Source organism: Streptococcus mitis (assembly GCF_946190275.1).
Classification (GTDB): Bacteria; Bacillota; Bacilli; order Lactobacillales; family Streptococcaceae; genus Streptococcus; species Streptococcus mitis_DC.
Map to the genome: position 1 here is coordinate 1 of NZ_CAMHZQ010000015.1, position 17,766 is coordinate 17,766.

Sequence of the window (17,766 nt, forward strand, 5' to 3'; positions counted from 1 at the left end):
TCTTCTTGAGCTTTCTTAACCTTATCTACTTCTGCTTTCTTATCTGCTTTTTGTTGATCTGTTAAGTTTTTATCTGCGTCAATTTCTGCTTTTTCTTTGTTAGCTGCTTCTGTTAAGTCCGCTTTCGCTTTTTCTTTAGCTTTGTCTAATGATTTTTCTGCTTCAGTTTTCGCTTCTACAGTCTTAGATGCAGGCAGTTCATTTTGTGATTTGTCAGAGTACGTTACAGTTACTTTCCCTGTATTGTCTACTGAAATTTGATTATCAGTTAAGTTTGTGTTTGCTTTCTTAACTGCTGCTTTAACGGCTGCTTTTTCATCTTCTGATAGATTAGCAACATTATTAACTTTTACTTTTTCTGGATCATTTAGTGGAGATTTCGCAGCATCAGTTCCTTCTACTGGTACATCAACTGTTCTTGTAATACCATCGTGAGTGACTGTTACTGGTACAACTTTCTTATCGCCTTTTTCTGCAATAGCTCCGTATTCTACAGAATAAGTATCATCTAAATCGTTACCGTTTGCTGTTACTTGAGCTTTTACTGCATCTTTATCGGCTTGTTCTGTTAAGCTTTCTCCTACTTTAGGTACAACAGATATTTTTGCTGCTCCATCTTTCACTGCTAAAGTGAAGTCTTCTGCTTTACCTGACAAAGCTAAACGTGCTTGTTTTAGTGTTTCTAGTGCATTATCTACGTCTGTTTGTGTTGCATCTTGCTTATCATACACTTTTTGAGCATTTGCTAAAGCATCATCGTAAGCTTTTTTCTTAGCAGCATCTGTCTCTTTAGCATAAGCTGGTGATTTTTTAACCGCATCATCTGTGTTCAAGTCAAGTTCTGCTTTCAAAGCATCTTTAGATACAGGAACAGCAACTTTTTCACCTGTAAGAGCTTCTATAGCTTTTGCTAAATTGTCAATTAAAGTAGCTACTTCTGATGTGCCAGCTGCATTTTCTGGCTCAGCCGTTGTTTTATCAGCTACTTTTGAAGCAGCAGCATTTGCTGTGTCAAAAGCATCTTTCTTATCTTGAGTTGCTGTATTATATTTTTCAGATCCTTTAACTTCTTTAGCTTTTTCTACTAATTTTTGTAGAGAATCCATTTTAGAATCTAAACCTTGAGCAATTGACACAATATTATCTACTTCAGCTTTGTTTCCTGCAGCATCAACTTGTGTTTTCAATTCTGCTTTTTGTGCAGCATTTAAGTGTTCAAGCGCATCAATTTTTGCTTTTGCTGTATCACGATACGCTTTTACTTCCGCATCCTTCACAATATCTTCCAATTGATCTCTTGTTGTTGCTGCATCAATTTGTTTCTTATACTCATCTCTTTGAGCATCTGTTAGACCAGGAACTTGATCAATTTTCTTCTTATACTCATCTTTTAAAGCATCAGTTTTAGCTTTTTCAGCATCATGAGTTTTTTTAGATTTTTGATTTAGCGCATCTTCAATTACTTTAGCAATTGCTTCCTGTGTAGTAGCATTTTGAATTTGTTCTTTATACTGAGCTGCTGTTGGATTTTCTAAATATCCTGCTTGCCCACCATTTTTATCGATTTCATCAATGATCGCTTTTGCTTTTTCTTTTGTTTTTTCTAATGCTTTGTCTAAAATTTTATCGACAAGACCTTTTGTATGTTCAATAGGAGTAGCAGTCCCTTCAGTTGGGTCTGTCATTACTACTGCCGATACTTGATCTACTAGTTCTTTTTTCTCTGCTGTTGTTAAGTAAGGATTGTTATTAATTTTTTCCTTCACTTCACGTTTTTTAGTTTCTAATGCTTTCTCATTTTCACTATTTTTAGCAACAGCTTCTTCTACAACAGCATTGACACTTTCTTGAGTCGTTTTATCTTTTAATTTTTCTTTAAATGCTTGTTTTTCTTTTGGAGATAAATAATTTAAATTATCAATTGCCGCTTCAGCATCCTTTTTAGCTAAATCTAGCGCACTAGTTCCCTCTTTATAATAAAGGTCTGAAGTTGGAATAGTGTATACTCCAGAGTATCCTGCATCTCTTGATAACATGACAGTAGAACTGTTTGGTTTAAACCCTATATGTGTTCCTATATTTTTGGCATTTGCTGTATTATCATCATAGGCAAACCATTTATTTCCCTTGTCATCCTGAAGTATTCCACCCTCGAAATCAAGGTCGCTTTTACCACTGTGATACTGTAAATTCTCTACTCCGATTCCATTTGCTTTTAAAAATGATTTGATAGCTGCTTTCTTTTCTTCTTCAGTTATTTGATCCATATTTTTCACAGGTACTGGCGCAATGTCATACTCATATCCATTACCCTGTCTATGCGTGTTTGTTTCTGTCACTTTATAAACAAGCGATGTACCTGGAATAACATCTCTACTATTATCAGAATAAATAATTGTTGCTGTTCCATCATCATCTATAAGAATCGATTCTGTTTTGTCTTCACTTTTAAGGTTTTCTATTAATTTATTCTTCCCTGTTCTTGCTACTGAAGTTACATTTTCTTTATTTGCACTCCAAATTCTATCTCTAACAATATTTTTTTCTTTCTCTGTTAATTTATTTGGATTTCCTACTGTAGCACGAGTTGGTGTTGATGGTTCAAAAATTTCATTTAATTTATATAGACTTGGAACTGGTGCTAATACAGTTTTGTAATGTTGCATCATTCGAGCAATCCCAACCCTAAAACCTGCTCCAAATTCTAAAGTACTACGATCATTACCGAAAGTTGGATCGGCAACTTCATATACGGCTGTTATCGTAGCTCTTTCAATTCCTCCACGTTCCCAATCGACATACATCGTTTTTGTGTTTGTACGGAAGTTCTCATAAATTGCTTGTTCATATGGATCATCTGAGATTCTATCCCCAATATGATACCAAAACTTATTCGCAAAACTTCCGCTATATTCTCGGTAAGATTCACCTGTTGTTTCATTATAAGATTCCCACTTAGTATCATTACCGTGGAAATCAGGTGTTGTATAAGCTCTATTGATGTCATCTTCTGTTTGGAAACGTGAATTAATCGAATTTGATAACGAACCGAATTTTTTATTTTTATTCCAGCTTTCCATTACATAAACTGGACGTCCATCATTTTTCTTTAATGTAATTTCTTTAGGTTCTTTTAATCCTATCGGTGTTGTGAACCAAAAACGTGGACGGTGTCCTCCAAATCCAGTTACACTACTTCCATCAGCTCCACCGTTATAAGTATAAGTTACTTTAACAATTGGATTTTCGCGAGTGTATTGTGACCAGTCTACATCGATTCCAATTTCTTTATCTACATTTACTTTTGATCCAATTTGAATACCGTCTGCACTTTCAGGAGTTTCTCCAGAATTAGAATATAACGATACAATACCGTCTTCGCCATTTAATTGTTTAAATGCCGCATCTACAATGTTCGGATTTATAGCTACCCCAACTAAAGATGCCCCAATCAAACACGACGCTGCTCCAAAGCTAAACTTTCTAATCGAAAATTTTTCCACACGCTGCCACATCTGCTTAGAGCGTTTCTGAGTTCTCTTGTACTTCATTATTTGATCTCCATTTTTTATTTTTATTTCTTCTTATTCAAAAATCTGATAAATAATAATGATATTTTATTATGGTATTTTCATTTTAGGAAATAAGAATTCACGTACATTATAGCATGAAATCCCCCCCCCGTCCACTTTTAACCTAATTTTTTTCATTATTTAGAGTGCGGAGAAATTTACCCTATTTGCTATTTTTTTATTTATAATCGCTTATACCATTTTATGAATTTTAATTGATTTCTATCCAAGAATATAACATAATCCATTTGAGGTTTCTCGAGCCCTCCTCACCTCCAATTTATTCCGAACAAAACCATCATCCCTGCTTGACGATGCCCCTTCAAAGCAGTATAATAGCACTTATTGAAATTTTCAGAAAAGGAAAATACCATGTTTACAAAATTAAAACAGACCTTTATAGGTCGTCCTCTTAAGTCCTTAACCGAAGGCGAGGGGGGACTGCTGGGAAAAATGCAGGCCTTGGCCATGTTGTCAAGCGACGCTCTATCTTCCATTGCCTATGGGCCTGAGCAAGTAGTCCTCGTCTTGGCTAGTCTCTCTCCTCTTGCTATATGGTGGAGCCTTCCTATCGGCCTTTTTGTCCTCCTACTTCTGGCCAGCCTGACCGTTTCCTACCGTCAAATCATCCATGCCTATCCTCAAGGAGGAGGGGCCTATATGGTTACTCGAGAAAATCTATCTCCCGAGCTAGGCTTGATCGCTGGAGGTAGTCTGCTGGTTGACTACATGCTGACTGTGGCGGTATCGGTATCATCTGGAGCGGACGCTATCACAGCAGCTCTCCCTGCCCTCCACCCTTACAACCTTCACATCTCCATTTTTCTGGTTTGCTTGCTTATGCTTTTGAACTTACGGGGCTTGAAAGAATCTGCCAGCTCACTGATGATTCCTGTCTATCTCTTTATCATCAGTACTGTCTTTCTCTTGCTCTATGGAATTTTTCAACTAGTGACAGGTTCCCTCAGCTATCAGGCAACTTCTCCTATCGGGCATGCTGTACCGAGTCTGTCTATCGTTCTCATTCTAAGAGCCTTTACCAGTGGTTCTGCCTCTCTGACAGGGGTTGAAGCTATTTCAAATGCCGTTCCCTTTTTCAAGGCTCCAAAAGAAAAGAATGCCGCTCAAACCTTGACCATTATGTCACTGATTTTAGGTTTCCTTTTTGCTGGTATCACCTTCCTAAACTACTGGATGGGGATTATGCCTCAACACGGAGAAACTATTCTTTCACAGATGGCTCAAGGCATCCTTGGCACTTCCTTCTTTGGCCACCTTGGCTATTATATCTTCCAATTCTCCACAGCCTTGATTTTGGCTGTAGCTGCAAATACTGGCTTTTCGGCCTTCCCTATGCTAGCTTACAATATGGCTAAAAACAAATACATGCCCCATCTCTTTATGGAAAAAGGAGACCGCCTAGGCTACTCTAATGGAATTTTAACTCTGGCTTTTGGGGCTATGATTCTTCTTCTCATTTTTAATGGCAATACCGAACGTTTGATTCCTCTTTATACTATCGGGGTCTTCGTTCCCTTCGCCCTATCTCAGACTGGGATGATTCGTCATTGGAAAAAGGAAAAAGGGACCAACTTCTTAAAACCTGCTCTTGCTAATATCCTTGGGGCAATCATTTGCTACGCTATCGTGTTGATCCTGCTCTTTTTCCGTCTCAGTGATATCTGGCCTTTCTTCCCGATTATTCTCGTACTCACTCTACTCTTCTTGGCGATTCACAGTCATTACCAAAAAGTAGCCCAACAACTGCGACTCTATGAAGGCATCGAAAAACGTACCTACGATGGCAATCTTGTCCTCGTCCTAGTAGGAAATGTTACCCGCGTAAGTGTTGGAGCCATTAACTACGCTCAAAGTATCGGTGATGAAGTCTTAGCCATGCACATTTCTACTAAGGAAACAGCAGAAAAAGACCAAGAAATTCTCCAAGAATTTGTCGATTACTTCCCAACCATTACTCTGAAAAATATCAAGACCAGCTACCGCGACATCATCACCCCTACTGTCAAGTATGTCAAACGGATCTCTGAGGATGCCCAGAAAAAGAACTATACAGTCACTGTCCTGGTACCCCAGTTTATCCCTAATAAACCTTGGCAAAATATCCTGCATAATCAGATGAGTCTCAAACTCAAATACGCCCTCCGTTGGCATCAAGACGTCGTTGTCGCTAGCTACTCTTATCACTTAAAAGAATAAAGAAAAGGCCCTACCAGAATCAAAAGCGTCTGGTAAGGTCTTTTTTAAAATCCATACACTATGCTTATACTCTTCGAAAATCTCTTCAAACCACGTCAGCGTTGCCTTACTGTATATATGTTACTGACTTCGTCAGTTCTATCTGCAACCTCAAAACAGTGTTTTGAGCTGACTTCGTCAGTTTCATCTACAACCCAACCTCAAAGCAGTGATTTGAGCAACCTGCGGCTAGCTTCCTAGTTTGCTCTTTGATTTTCATTGAGCATCAAACATAAAGAAAAGGCCCTACCAGAAGCAAGAAGCGTCTGGCAAGGGCTTTTTCTGAATCCAGCCACTATGCTTAACTGAAAAGCGTGACTAGAAATATCATTGAATATGGTTAGCTAAATCTTCCTGAGCTTTTTTATTTGACTCAGCTTTTTCTTTTAGCCATTTTTCATAAAGTTCTTGGTACTGTTTAGCAGTTACTGGCTCTTTTTGCAATTCAACATATTTATAGTTGTCTGCATCTCCTTTGTGTCCAACGAATGAGAATGGTCCTGTAAACGGTACAGTCTTACGGAAGATTGGGTTGGCTCCACCACTTTGAACTGGCAGGAACAAGGCGCTATCTGTCAACCAAGCTTGGGCTTCAGCATATTTTTCATAGCGAGCTTGAGTATCAGTGATTTCCGCATCAGCCTGATCCAAGAGTTTCTTGTAGTCAGAAAGACCAATCTTGTCCTTGACTTCCTTGTCTTTTCCTTCAGACAAGCCCATGTTTTTCAACTGAGAACCTGTTTCTGGATCAAGGATCGCTAGGTAAGTCTTAGGATCTGAATAGTCTCCACCCCATCCTGAGATGTCGATATCGTAGTCTTTTTGTTCTGCCGTATCTGCAAAGTAGGTCGCCTGGTCTTTTTCATCTGGAGAAAGTTGGATAACATCAATGACTACATTCTCCTTACCAAGGGTTTCTTCCACTGTTTGTTTGAAAGATCCGGCCTGTTGCACATCTAACTTAGCAGTCTGGTCAACTGGCATATCCAAATGAATTGGGAAGGTTACTCCTTGAGCTTGCAGACTTTCTTTAGCCTTAGCAAACTTCTCTTTGGCCTTTTCAGGATTCAAGAAGGCTTGCTTACCATCGTTTAGGTTGATATTTGCCCAATCTTTACCGTAGTTGACAATTTTCTCATTGACAATGTCACCAAAGTTCTTATCGCCAACTTGGACAAAGTTACTTGGTGTAACTGTGTTACGCAAGATACGGTCTGCTCCATCTTCACCATTTGTCTGTGCTGCATAAGCATGACGGTCAAAGGCAAAGTTGATAGCCTGACGGAAATCTTTATTCTGCATAGCTGCGCGTGAATCTGTCTTTTCCTTATCAGACTGTTTCATAGTTTGCTTGTAGCTTTGACGATTAACGTTGAAAAGATAATAGAAAGTAACTGAGTTTTGTGGTGTGTAGGTAATCTTGTCCTCATTCCCCTTCTTGAGTTCAGCAAAGACTGAGCTTGTTGGGAAGATACGGCCATCTGTATAATTACCATCCAAGAAACCTCTAGCAATGCTGTCTTGGTCAGAACCGTCAAAGAAAGAGAGTTTCACTTTCTCGATTTTAACATTGTCCTTATCCCAGTAATTAGGGTTTTTATCAAACTCAATCAAAGATTTTGATGAGAAAGATTTAAACAAGTAAGGACCATTTGACAAGATACTTGATGGTGTTACACTTCCAAAGTCATCTCCCTTAGACTTCAAGAAGGCTTCATTTACAGGATTAAGGATACTTGCTGTTGTTTTAGAGTTCCAATAAGTCTCAGGTTGGTTGAGAGTGTATTGTAGCGTGTAATCATCCACTGCCTTAACACCAACAGTTCCAAAATCGGATGATTGTCCTTCAACATAGTCTGCTAGACCCTTGATAGAGTCTTGTACCAAGTACAAGTTTTCAGCCTTTTTATCAGCCGCATACTTGAGACCTGTCACAAAGTCATGAGCCGTTACATCCGCATACTCTTCTCCTTCAGAAGTGTACCATTTAGCTCCCTGACGGATTTTATAAGTGTAGGTCAAGCCATCTTTTGACACTGTCCATGACTCAGCCATAGATGGAATGAGATTGCCATACTGGTCATTTTCCAACAACCCATCAATCAAGTTGGTTGTGATACTAGATGTAGAGTCTCGTGTAGAGGTAATGTAATCCAAGGTATCAGGGTTGCTGACAAAGATATAAGAGTATGTCTTGTCTGCATTGCTTGATTGGGATGACCCACATGCCGCTAGAGCTAGACCTGCTGTCAAAGCCATAGCTCCAAAAAGCATAACTTTTGATTTCTTCATGATTATTCTCCATTTTTCACAGTATGTGAAATATTATACACTATTTGAGCAAAAATATAAAGTCTTTTTGAACTTTTTTACAAAAATAAAAATCAGTAGACTCGAGTTCCTACTGATTTTTGTTATGGTTCGTTTGGATTATGCAGCCAAAACTTTGCGTCCTTTACGACGACGAGCTGCCAATACGCGACGACCGTTTTTAGTTGACATACGGTTACGGAATCCGTGTTTGCGCGCACGACGAAGTTTACTTGGTTGATAAGTACGTTTCACGATGAATACCTCCTCATAGATTTTGTATTCGTTTAGCCGGCTATAAAGTGATCAGTTACTAAACATACTTTACTATTCTATCTGATTCTTTCACTTTTGTCAATAGCTCTAGGCAAATGTTTCCAGCTTTTTGGCGCTTTTTCGAATGTAAGCCCTATCTACGATACTGTTTCAAGAAACGAGTCATCTTTTCTTGGATTTGGGCTAGTTCATCAACACGAGGAAGGTAAACGATACGGAAGTGGTCTGGTTCCTGCCAGTTGAAGCCTCGACCATGAACCAAGAGAACCTTTTCCTGCTTCAAGAAATCAAGGACAAACTGTTCATCATCATCGATACGGTACATATTACGGTCGATTTTAGGGAAGATATAGAGTCCAGCCTTGGGTTTAACCGCAGATAAACCTGGGATATCTTGAATGGCATTGTAGATGAAGTTTCTTTGCTCGTAAATTCGTCCACCAGGAAGGAGCAATTCATCGACTGACTGATGACCTCCAAGTGAAGTTTGTACGACTTGTTGGGCCAAAACGTTAGAGCAAAGGCGCATATTGGATAGCATATTGAGCCCTTCAATATAGCCCTTGACATGAGTCTTAGGTCCAGACAAGACCATCCAACCCACACGGAAACCAGCAATACGGTGGGATTTTGATAGACCATTCATGCTGACACAGAAGACATCTGGTGCCAAGCTCGCCACAGGCGTATGCACATGCCCATCCATGACCATGCGGTCATAGATTTCATCCGCAAAGATAATCAAATCATTTTGGCGAGCAATCTCAATAATCTCCAACAAGAGTTCCTTAGGATAAAGGGCTCCAGTTGGGTTGTTTGGATTGATAAGGACGATTGCCTTGGTATTGGAAGTGATTTTTGACTTGATATCGTCAATATCTGGGTACCATTCTGCAGCTTCATCACAGATATAGTGAACAGCATTTCCTCCAGCTAGGCTGACAGCTGCTGTCCAGAGAGGATAGTCTGGCATAGGCACCAAGACTTCATCCCCGTTGTCCAAAAGCCCCTGCATGGACATGACAATCAGCTCACTGACACCATTTCCAAGGTAAATATCATCAATATCTACGTTTGGGAATTTCTTCAATTGGCAATACTGCATGATAGCCTTACGGGCTGAGAAAATCCCTTTGGAGTCAGAATAACCTTCACTATCACGCGCATTCATAATCAAGTCATGAATGACCTCGTCTGGCGCTGTAAAGCCAAATTCTGCTGGATTTCCTGTATTCAGACGTAAAATCTTTTCTCCGTTTGCTCGCATCCGCATGGCTTCTTCCAAAACAGGACCACGGATATCATAAGCAACATGCTCTAACTTACTAGATTTGTTATATTCTTTCATCTTGTTTCCTCAATTCATCAGGATAGTAACATTATACCACTAGAAAGAAAATGCGACAAGTTTACTGAAATGTGTTACTAAAATCCTACAGAAGAAAAGCCTCGCTAAAAGCGAGGGCAAACAGGGGAGATAGCAGGTGTTTTGCCAAAACACATCACATACCAAAAGATAAACCTAGAAAAAGCAAGCCTAAAAAGGAGTCATAGAGAAGATTTAACATGAGGAAAAGCCCCCATATCATCAAGTAATCTAAGCGTCCACTTCGTTTTGCAACTAGGAATAAGATTAGATGGTAGAGTAAATGAAAGACTAAAAAGCCGATAAACCCTGGATAAATAAGCGGTACCAGACTCTCTAATTGCCAGATCATGATAACTTCTACCAAGACCGACACTAGGATAATTCCATAATAAAGGAAATTTGATTTTTGAAAAGAGTTTTTCATCATTCTCCCTCCCTTCACTTCTTTCCTGCTATCCTTTCTTTTATTTTATCATATATTTATATAGATTTTAAGCACTAACATTCTTTTGAAAAATACTTTTTTTGCTTTACTTCTATAGTGAAAAGGTTTACAATTATAGTAAGAAAATTTCAGGAGGTTTCATTATGGCACAACGTTACCAAAATATCATGGTCGCAATCGATGGTTCTAAGGAAGCGGACTTAGCTTTTGTCAAGGGAGTTCATTCTGCCCTACGAAACGACGCTAAACTCACCATCGCACATGTCATTGACACACGCGCTCTCCAAAGCGTATCCACCTTTGATGCTGAAGTTTACGAAGAACTCCAAGTCGACGCTGAAAGTCTGATGAAAGAGTACGAAAAACGTGCTAAAGATGCTGGTGTGGCAGATGTTCATATCGTCATTGAAATGGGAAATCCAAAAACCCTCTTGGCGCGTACTATTCCCGATGCTGAGGAAGTGGACCTCATCCTCGTTGGCGCAACTGGTCTCAACGCCTTTGAACGCCTCTTGGTCGGTTCTTCATCTGAATACATCCTCCGCCATGCTAAGGTTGATTTGCTGGTTGTGAGAGAACAAGAAAAAACCTTATAGTCACAAAGAAAAGGAGCTCAGGGCTCCTTTTTGTTTACTATTTATACTCTTCGAAAATCTCTTCAAACCACGTCAACGTCCATCTACAACCTCAAAACAGTGTTTTGAGCAGCCTGCGGCTAGTTTCCTAGTTTGCTCTTTGATTTTCATTGAGTATTATTTCTCTCTTTATGGCGTTCATAAGCCTTGAGTTGGCGCTGCAGTTCCTTTTTAATCGCGGGTTCTGGAGCATATTTTTCTTCCCAGTCATCTGGTTTTAAGATTTTGTGGGTCACTGGATCAAAATGAGCCTTGCCATCTGGGAAAATTTTCCCCATATTGGCCTGATGAACAATATCAAAAATACGTTCTGGATCCACCCCCATCAAGACAAAACTACCGTAGGTGAAGTAAAGCGTGTCAATCAAGGCATCCACTTGCCCTATCAAATCTTGCTGAGCAGGTGTCTTCTTGGCTACTTTATCTGCCGCCTTATCAAGTGCTTGATGAAGTTGCGATAGAGCTTGACCAAAATCCTCTTCAGAAGTGCTGGCAGCTCTAACAAACTCCACCAATTCTTCTATTTTAAAGCCAGCCCTGTGGGTTGCACCTTCTAAATCCCAAGCTCGAGGTTCTTCTTGGGTCCGTTCATCCATCATGTGGTGGAAGGTCTTGACCTTATTGAAGTGATAGTCACGGCTGACAAAGACTTTTTCTGAGGCCAGAACACCAAAATGTTCCAGGGCCTTGTGGATTCCGTCTTGCTGATTGCTGGTGGTAATGTGCTTAGCAACTTCCTTAACACTGCTACTACCATTTCCCATAGCGACCGACATACCAACACCAGCCAGCATTTCTAGGTCGTTATCTGAGTCACCAAAGGCCATGACTTGGTTGAGGTCAAAGCCATATTCTTTCCCAACTCGGCGAATACCTTCCAATTTTGAATTTCCCTGATTGATGACATCCGCTGCAAATGGATTGCTTCGTGTCAATTTCAAGTCTTCAAAATCAGCTGCCGCCTTCTCAGATTCTTCCGGTGTCATCAGCATCAAAACTTGGTAGATAGGCTGATTCATCAGATGAAGCAGGTCTTCTTCCTTTTGGGGAACAACCTTGCTGACCATACGATTAAAGGAATGACTCACTGTTCGAGTTAAAACAGAGGGAACGAAGCGACTGATTCGTTGGGAAAAAGAACCCAAACCAAAGGACATGATTTTAGAACCTAGCATGGCATCCTTGGTCCCTAGGGCAATCTCCTTGCCCTCTTTTTTAGCATACGTAATGAGCTGGCGCAAATGTAACTTGGAAATCGGGCTCGTAAACAAGACTCTTTCTTTAGTAAAGATATACTGGCCATTGTAGGTTACCGCAAAGTCCAGATCCAAATCGTCCATCAATTTCTTAACAAAAAAAGGTCCTCGACCTGTCGCTACGCCAACCAGTACCCCTTGCTCTTTGACAATTTTAATCGCGTCCTTAGTGGATTTCAAAACACTCTTGCGATCGTTGACCAAGGTTCCATCGATATCAAAAAAAACCGCTTTGACTTCCATCCTATCCCAATCTCCCCTTTTGTGATACAATGATTATACCACATTTCAGAAAGAGTGAGTAAATCATGCCTAAGAAAATCCTTGTTTTACATACGGGTGGGACTATTTCCATGCAAGCCGATGCTTCTGGCGCTGTTGTGACGAGTTCAGATAATCCCATGAACCATGTGTCCAATCCCCTCAACGGAATCCAAGTCCATGCCCTAGACTTTTTTAACCTGCCAAGCCCCCATATCAAACCCAAGCATATGCTAGCCCTCTACCAGAAAATTAAAGAGGAAGCAGATAACTACGATGGGGTAGTGATTACACACGGAACCGATACTTTAGAGGAAACAGCCTATTTCCTTGATACAATGGAAGTTCCCCGTATGCCTATCGTTTTAACAGGGGCCATGCGCAGCTCCAACGAACTCGGCAGTGATGGTGTTTATAATTATCTAAGTGCTTTGCGGGTAGCTAGCGATGACAGGGCTGCTGACAAAGGAGTTTTGGTCGTTATGAACGATGAAATCCACGCTGCCAAGTATGTTACCAAAACGCATACGACTAACGTCAGCACCTTCCAGACTCCAACACACGGGCCACTTGGCCTCATCATGAAACACGAAATCCTCTACTTTAAAACAGCTGAGCCCCGTGTTCGCTTTGACCTTGATCACATACAAGGATTAGTCCCTATCATCTCTGCTTATGCTGGTATGACAGATGAGCTGATTGATATGCTGGATTTGGAACAATTGGACGGTTTGATTATCCAAGCCTTCGGAGCTGGTAATATTCCAAAAGAAACGGCTCAAAAATTAGAAAGCCTTCTGCAAAAAGGAATACCAGTCGCCCTGGTTTCACGATGCTTTAACGGTATTGCCGAGCCTGTTTATGCCTACCAGGGTGGAGGCGTACAGTTGCAAAAATCAGGCGTCTTCTTTGTTAAAGAACTCAACGCCCAAAAAGCCCGCTTGAAACTCCTTATCGCCCTCAATGCCGGACTAACAGGGCCAGCTTTGAAAGACTATATGGAAGGGTAGGTCTCTTCTCTAAAAACAAATCAGGAAATCTTCACGATTCCCTGATTTTTTCTATTTCCGTTTTCGTGTCGAACGACGTTCTGTCAAACCATGAGGTAAGAGAACTTCACGTTCTTCCAACTCTTCCTTGTGCATAATCTTAGTCAACATACGCATACTAATAGCACCAAGGTCATAAAGAGGTTGGGCAATCGTTGTCAAGTTTGGACGGGTAAAGCGTGAGATTTGTGAATCATCACTAGTAATGATTTCAAACTCTTCTGGCACAGACACACCCTTATCAGCAAGACCGTTCAAGACACCTGCTGCCAATTCATCACCTGTTACAACTGCTGCAGTTGCGTTTGATGAAATCAAGCGTTCTGCCAAGGCATAGCCGTCTTCATAAGTGTATTTAGATTCAAATACCAATCCTTCGCTATAAGAAATACCTGCTTTTTTCAAGGCTTCCTTGTAACCAACCAAACGAACCTTACCATTGATGTCATCCACTAGTGGACCGCTAACAAAAGCGATGCGCTCATTTTCTTTAGCAAGGTAGGTTACTGCATCAATCGTTGCTTGTTTGTAGTCAATATTGACACTTGGAAGCTGATGTTCTACATCCACAGTTCCTGCAAGAACAACTGGTGTTCGAGAACGAGAAAACTCTGAACGAATTTTTTCAGTCAAGTGGTAGCCCATAAAGATGATACCATCCACTTGCTTAGAAAACAGGGTATTGACAACTGAAACTTCCTTGTCATCATCCTCATCACTATTAGCAAGGACGATATTGTACTTGTACATTTCAGCGATATCGTCAATCCCTTTAGCAAGCGTTGAGAAATAGCCATTGGTAATATTGGGGATCACGACACCGACAGTGGTTGTCTTTTTACTTGCAAGACCACGCGCCACTGCATTTGGACGGTAATCCAAACGGTCAATCACCTCAAGCACTTTTTTACGGGTGTTCTCTTTTACATTCTTATTGCCATTGACTACACGGCTAACTGTCGCCATTGAAACTCCTGCTTCACGGGCGACATCATAAATCGTTACTGTATCGTCTGTATTCATTCCATTTCCTTTCTATATCATACCTCACGAGACTCCAAAAAAAGAGACGGTATGAAAATTTCGTTTTCATGATTCCACTTATTCCATTCTATCACTATTTGTAAACACTTTCAAGTATTTTTTGAAGATTGTTTGAAAAAAATTTCATAGGAAGCTATGTTTATGAAGAAAAAATCACCTTTTCTTGATTTTTAATCCTATTTGCTGTATGATAAGGAAAAAGAAAGGGGGCAAAAATATGGCTTTTACCAATACCCACATGCGGTCAGCTAGTTTTGGCATTGTTACCAGCTTGCCTGATGATGTCATTGACTCTTTTTGGTATATCATCGACCATTTCTTAAAAAATGTCTTTGAATTGGAGGAAGAACTCGAGTTTCAATTGCTCAATAACCAAGGAAAAATTACCTTCCACTTCTCAAGTCAACATCTCCCTACAGCCATTGATTTTGATTTTAACCATCCCTTCGACCCTCTTTATCCCCCGAGAGTCCTGGTTTTAGATATGGACGGTAGAGAGACTATCCTCCTCCCAGAAGAAAATGACCTATTTTAAAAACTCTAGCCTTCAGTTACAAACGACTGAAAACTAGAGTTTTTTCTATTTTTTCAAAGCATTATACAAGTTGCGGATCGGTTGCTTTAATGTCGGATGGATAAAATGAGGCGCAATTTCCTGTAAGGACTCAAGGACAAAAAGGCGTTCCGCTATGTAAGGATGAGGCAAGATGAGGTCGTCTGTATAAAGAATCTGATCCTCTACAAAGAGCAAGTCCAAATCAATCAAACGAGGCCCCCAATGTACTTCTCTCACCCGTCCCATCTCTGACTCAATGGCTAACAAGGTCTCTAATAGAACTGGGGCTGGCAACCAGGTTTCAACCTCAACCACTTGATTAGCAAAGCTATCTTGCTCCACACCACCCCAAGGCTCCGTCGTCAAGACACTGGACTCTTTGAGAATATGGATGCCACGAGCTCGCAGTTTGTCAATGGCTTGCTCCAAGTTCGCTTGCTTATCCCCCATATTGCTTCCTAGAGCGATAAAGGCTCGTTGCTTGCGGCGATGGATGGTTACTGAGCAAGTATCTAGTGGCAAATGAACCGGCGCCCAAGGTTTTTTCAGTTCCAGCTTGATTTCTTGGACAAGAGGATAAGTTTCAAAGGTACGTTCTACCAGTTTGTAGGCTACCGTTTCAATCAAGTCCTCAGTTGTTTCCTGAAACCAAGTCGTCCACTGCTGACACAGTTCTCCGTAATGGACAGAGGCTGTTAAATCCAAGTCTGTAGCCGCCTTGGTCATATCATAGGATAGGATTGCGGAAATAACAAACTTCTGCCCCAATTCTTTCTCACTCGGAAAAAGACCATGGTAGGCAAAAATTTCCAAATCTTTAATCTGCAGTTGATCCATAATGATTCCTTTCTAGAAAAATCCGCTTCAAGCGGATTTTTTTATAGTCCCATTAAACGATAAGCCTGATCTCGGAGGTCCTTATCTGTTTCAAATAGACCACGAGCTACTGTCGTCAAGGTTGCAGTGCCTGGTTTTCTGACACCACGCATGCTCATACACATATGTTCCGCCTCAATGACAACAAAGGCTCCTTTAGCACCTAGATACTCCATCAAGGCATCGGCTACTTCGATATTCAATCGTTCTTGAATTTGTGGTTTTTTCGAATAAACTTCAACCGTACGGGCTAACTTAGACAAACCTGCCACACGACCATCTGGAATGTAGGCAATATGTGCTCTCCCATAAAATGGTAGAAAGTGGTGTTCACACATGGTATGGAAAAAAATATCCTTTTCTACCACCATATTATCATCAATAATCTCAAAGGATTTTGACAAATGTTCCTCCGCTGTTTGACCAAGCCCTGAAAAAATCTCTTGGTACATACGGGCCACACGAGCAGGCGTTTCCTGCAAGCCCTCACGGTTAGCGTCCTCTCCGACAGCCTCGATAATCATTTTTACAGCTGCTTCAATCTTTTGTGTATCCATTCTCGTTTTTCCTCTCCATCAGATAGGCTCTCACTTGGCTCAAGAAATACAAGGAACCTGTGACAATCCTAACTGTTTTTTTCTCTTCTTTTTTATCTGTCAATTTCTGCTCTAGAAAATCCTGCCAACCTTGGTAGCTGAGATTTCTAGACTTAGCTGCCTCTTTCAGCACGCTTTGATCAGTCGCCCGACTATCGTCAAAATGTGTCAGAGTAAGCTCGGTATCTGGCATGGCCCCCAGCAAGTCCAACATATCCTCCAAGGCCTTGGTTTTGATACAAGTAAAGAGGATTTCCTTACGATAATCCGCAAAGCGTTCTTGCAAGGTTGCCAATAAAGCCTTAATAGCATGGGGATTGTGGGCTCCATCCAAAATCATCAAGGGATCTCTTGACACGATTTCCAAACGCCCTGGCCAACTTGTTTCTTCCAAGGCTTGAGCAAGCAAGGTATTAGCTGGTAGCTCTCGACCATCTTCTTGACAAAAAGTATCAAGTAAAGCTATAGCCATCCCAGCATTCTCTATCTGGTGCAAACCAAGCAGGCCAGTCTGGAAGCGACCTTGTCTGACAACACTTGTATAGTCAAAGACTTCACCTGTTACCACACTCTCTTGGTGACTAACTTGATAATCTTTCCCATAGGCAAGTCTCGGCGCATCTTTCCCTTCCGCAATGCGGTCAATCACAGCCAAAGCTTCTGGAGCAATACGACCTGTCACCAAGGGAATACCTTGTTTGATAATACCAGCTTTCTGCTCTGCTATGGCTTCCAAGGTATCACCAAGTAGGGCTACATGGTCCAGTCCAATAGTCGTGATGCCTGTTAGAATAGGCTGGCAGACATTGGTACTATCCAAAAGTCCACCCATGCCCACTTCCATGATAGCCACATCTACTTGCTCTGAGGCAAAGTAGTCATAGGCCAAAGCTGTGATAATCTCAAACTCGGTTGTCTCCTTCAAATTGGCAGCCACTTCCCCTTCCAACAAAGACTGATAGTCTGCCATGAGGGCTTCTAGTCTAGCCTCTGGGATAGATTCCCCATTGATGCTAATCTGATCTGTGTAATGAATGAGATAGGGCGAGCTGAAAACACCAACTCTCAGCCCCATCTTTTCTAGCATATTTTTCAAAAAAGCAATGGTCGAGCCCTTGCCATTGGTTCCTCCGATATGAATAACCTTGAGTTTGAGATGGGGATTGCCACGCAAAGCTAACAGTTCCACCATGCGTTCCAAGCCAAAATGCGGTTGGTCCGTCCGGTAGTTAGCAATCCACTGATTATTTTCAAATTCTTTCATC

14 protein-coding genes are annotated in these 17,766 nt (G+C 40.9%); 4 read left to right on the forward strand and 10 right to left on the reverse strand.

Going from position 1 to position 17,766, the window contains the following annotated elements; genetic code table 11:
- Window positions 1-3,551, reverse strand: a 3,551-nt coding sequence (locus tag N8M20_RS07870) for a MiiA motif-containing surface protein (RefSeq protein WP_261080033.1), incomplete at its 3' end; no start/stop codon positions are given.
- A gap of 393 nt (window positions 3,552-3,944) precedes the next feature.
- Between N8M20_RS07870 and N8M20_RS07875 the strand changes: the two genes are divergently transcribed.
- A complete protein-coding gene (locus N8M20_RS07875; protein WP_261080036.1) occupies window positions 3,945-5,789 on the forward strand; it encodes an APC family permease in 1,845 nt (614 codons plus the stop codon).
- A gap of 366 nt (window positions 5,790-6,155) precedes the next feature.
- Here N8M20_RS07875 and N8M20_RS07880 read toward each other — a convergent pair whose 3' ends face one another.
- From N8M20_RS07880 to N8M20_RS07895, 4 genes are all read right to left on the reverse strand, one after another.
- Window positions 6,156-8,120, reverse strand: a complete 1,965-nt coding sequence (locus N8M20_RS07880; RefSeq protein WP_261080047.1) for a peptide ABC transporter substrate-binding protein — start codon at window positions 8,118-8,120, stop codon at window positions 6,156-6,158.
- Window positions 8,121-8,258: 138 nt separating this feature from the next.
- On the reverse strand, window positions 8,259-8,393 hold the full coding sequence (rpmH, locus tag N8M20_RS07885; protein WP_000831905.1) for a 50S ribosomal protein L34: 135 nt from the start codon (window positions 8,391-8,393) through the stop codon (window positions 8,259-8,261).
- Between the two features lie 154 nt (window positions 8,394-8,547).
- Window positions 8,548-9,762 (reverse strand): pyridoxal phosphate-dependent aminotransferase, encoded by a 1,215-nt coding sequence (locus tag N8M20_RS07890; protein WP_000666455.1) that lies wholly within the window; start codon window positions 9,760-9,762, stop codon window positions 8,548-8,550.
- Window positions 9,763-9,916: 154 nt separating this feature from the next.
- Window positions 9,917-10,210, reverse strand: a complete 294-nt coding sequence (locus tag N8M20_RS07895) for a hypothetical protein (protein WP_261080071.1) — start codon at window positions 10,208-10,210, stop codon at window positions 9,917-9,919.
- A gap of 161 nt (window positions 10,211-10,371) precedes the next feature.
- Between N8M20_RS07895 and N8M20_RS07900 the strand changes: the two genes are divergently transcribed.
- Window positions 10,372-10,824 carry a universal stress protein gene (locus N8M20_RS07900; protein ID WP_000079148.1) on the forward strand — a complete coding sequence of 151 codons (453 nt, stop codon included), beginning with the start codon at window positions 10,372-10,374 and terminating at the stop codon, window positions 10,822-10,824.
- A gap of 146 nt (window positions 10,825-10,970) precedes the next feature.
- Here the strand turns inward: N8M20_RS07900 and N8M20_RS07905 are convergent, their stop codons facing one another.
- Window positions 10,971-12,362 carry a Cof-type HAD-IIB family hydrolase gene (locus tag N8M20_RS07905; RefSeq protein ID WP_261080075.1) on the reverse strand — a complete coding sequence of 464 codons (1,392 nt, stop codon included), beginning with the start codon at window positions 12,360-12,362 and terminating at the stop codon, window positions 10,971-10,973.
- Window positions 12,363-12,427: 65 nt separating this feature from the next.
- On the opposite strand from N8M20_RS07905, the gene N8M20_RS07910 reads away from it, so the two are divergent.
- A complete protein-coding gene (locus tag N8M20_RS07910) occupies window positions 12,428-13,390 on the forward strand; it encodes an asparaginase (RefSeq protein ID WP_261080090.1) in 963 nt (320 codons plus the stop codon).
- Between the two features lie 51 nt (window positions 13,391-13,441).
- On the opposite strand, the gene ccpA is transcribed toward N8M20_RS07910, so the two are convergent.
- On the reverse strand, window positions 13,442-14,452 hold the full coding sequence (gene ccpA / locus N8M20_RS07915; protein ID WP_001090627.1) for a catabolite control protein A: 1,011 nt from the start codon (window positions 14,450-14,452) through the stop codon (window positions 13,442-13,444).
- Between the two features lie 238 nt (window positions 14,453-14,690).
- Here ccpA and N8M20_RS07920 point away from each other — a divergent pair, with 238 nt between their 5' ends.
- Complete coding sequence (locus N8M20_RS07920; protein WP_000886035.1) at window positions 14,691-15,008, forward strand: DUF960 domain-containing protein; 318 nt, start codon at window positions 14,691-14,693, stop codon at window positions 15,006-15,008.
- A gap of 45 nt (window positions 15,009-15,053) precedes the next feature.
- Here N8M20_RS07920 and folK read toward each other — a convergent pair whose 3' ends face one another.
- Genes folK through N8M20_RS07935 form a run of 3 tightly spaced genes read right to left on the reverse strand, consistent with a single transcriptional unit; the run spans window position 15,054 to window position 17,765 of the window.
- Complete coding sequence (gene folK, locus N8M20_RS07925; RefSeq protein ID WP_261080113.1) at window positions 15,054-15,866, reverse strand: 2-amino-4-hydroxy-6-hydroxymethyldihydropteridine diphosphokinase; 813 nt, start codon at window positions 15,864-15,866, stop codon at window positions 15,054-15,056.
- A 41-nt stretch (window positions 15,867-15,907) separates the two neighbouring features.
- Window positions 15,908-16,462, reverse strand: a complete 555-nt coding sequence (gene folE, locus N8M20_RS07930) for a GTP cyclohydrolase I FolE (protein ID WP_000380917.1) — start codon at window positions 16,460-16,462, stop codon at window positions 15,908-15,910.
- Window positions 16,443-17,765, reverse strand: coding sequence for a bifunctional folylpolyglutamate synthase/dihydrofolate synthase (locus N8M20_RS07935; RefSeq protein WP_261080121.1), 1,323 nt, complete (start codon window positions 17,763-17,765; stop codon window positions 16,443-16,445). Before N8M20_RS07935 ends, folE begins: the two co-directional genes overlap by 20 nt.
- Between the last annotated feature and the right edge of the window lies 1 nt (window position 17,766).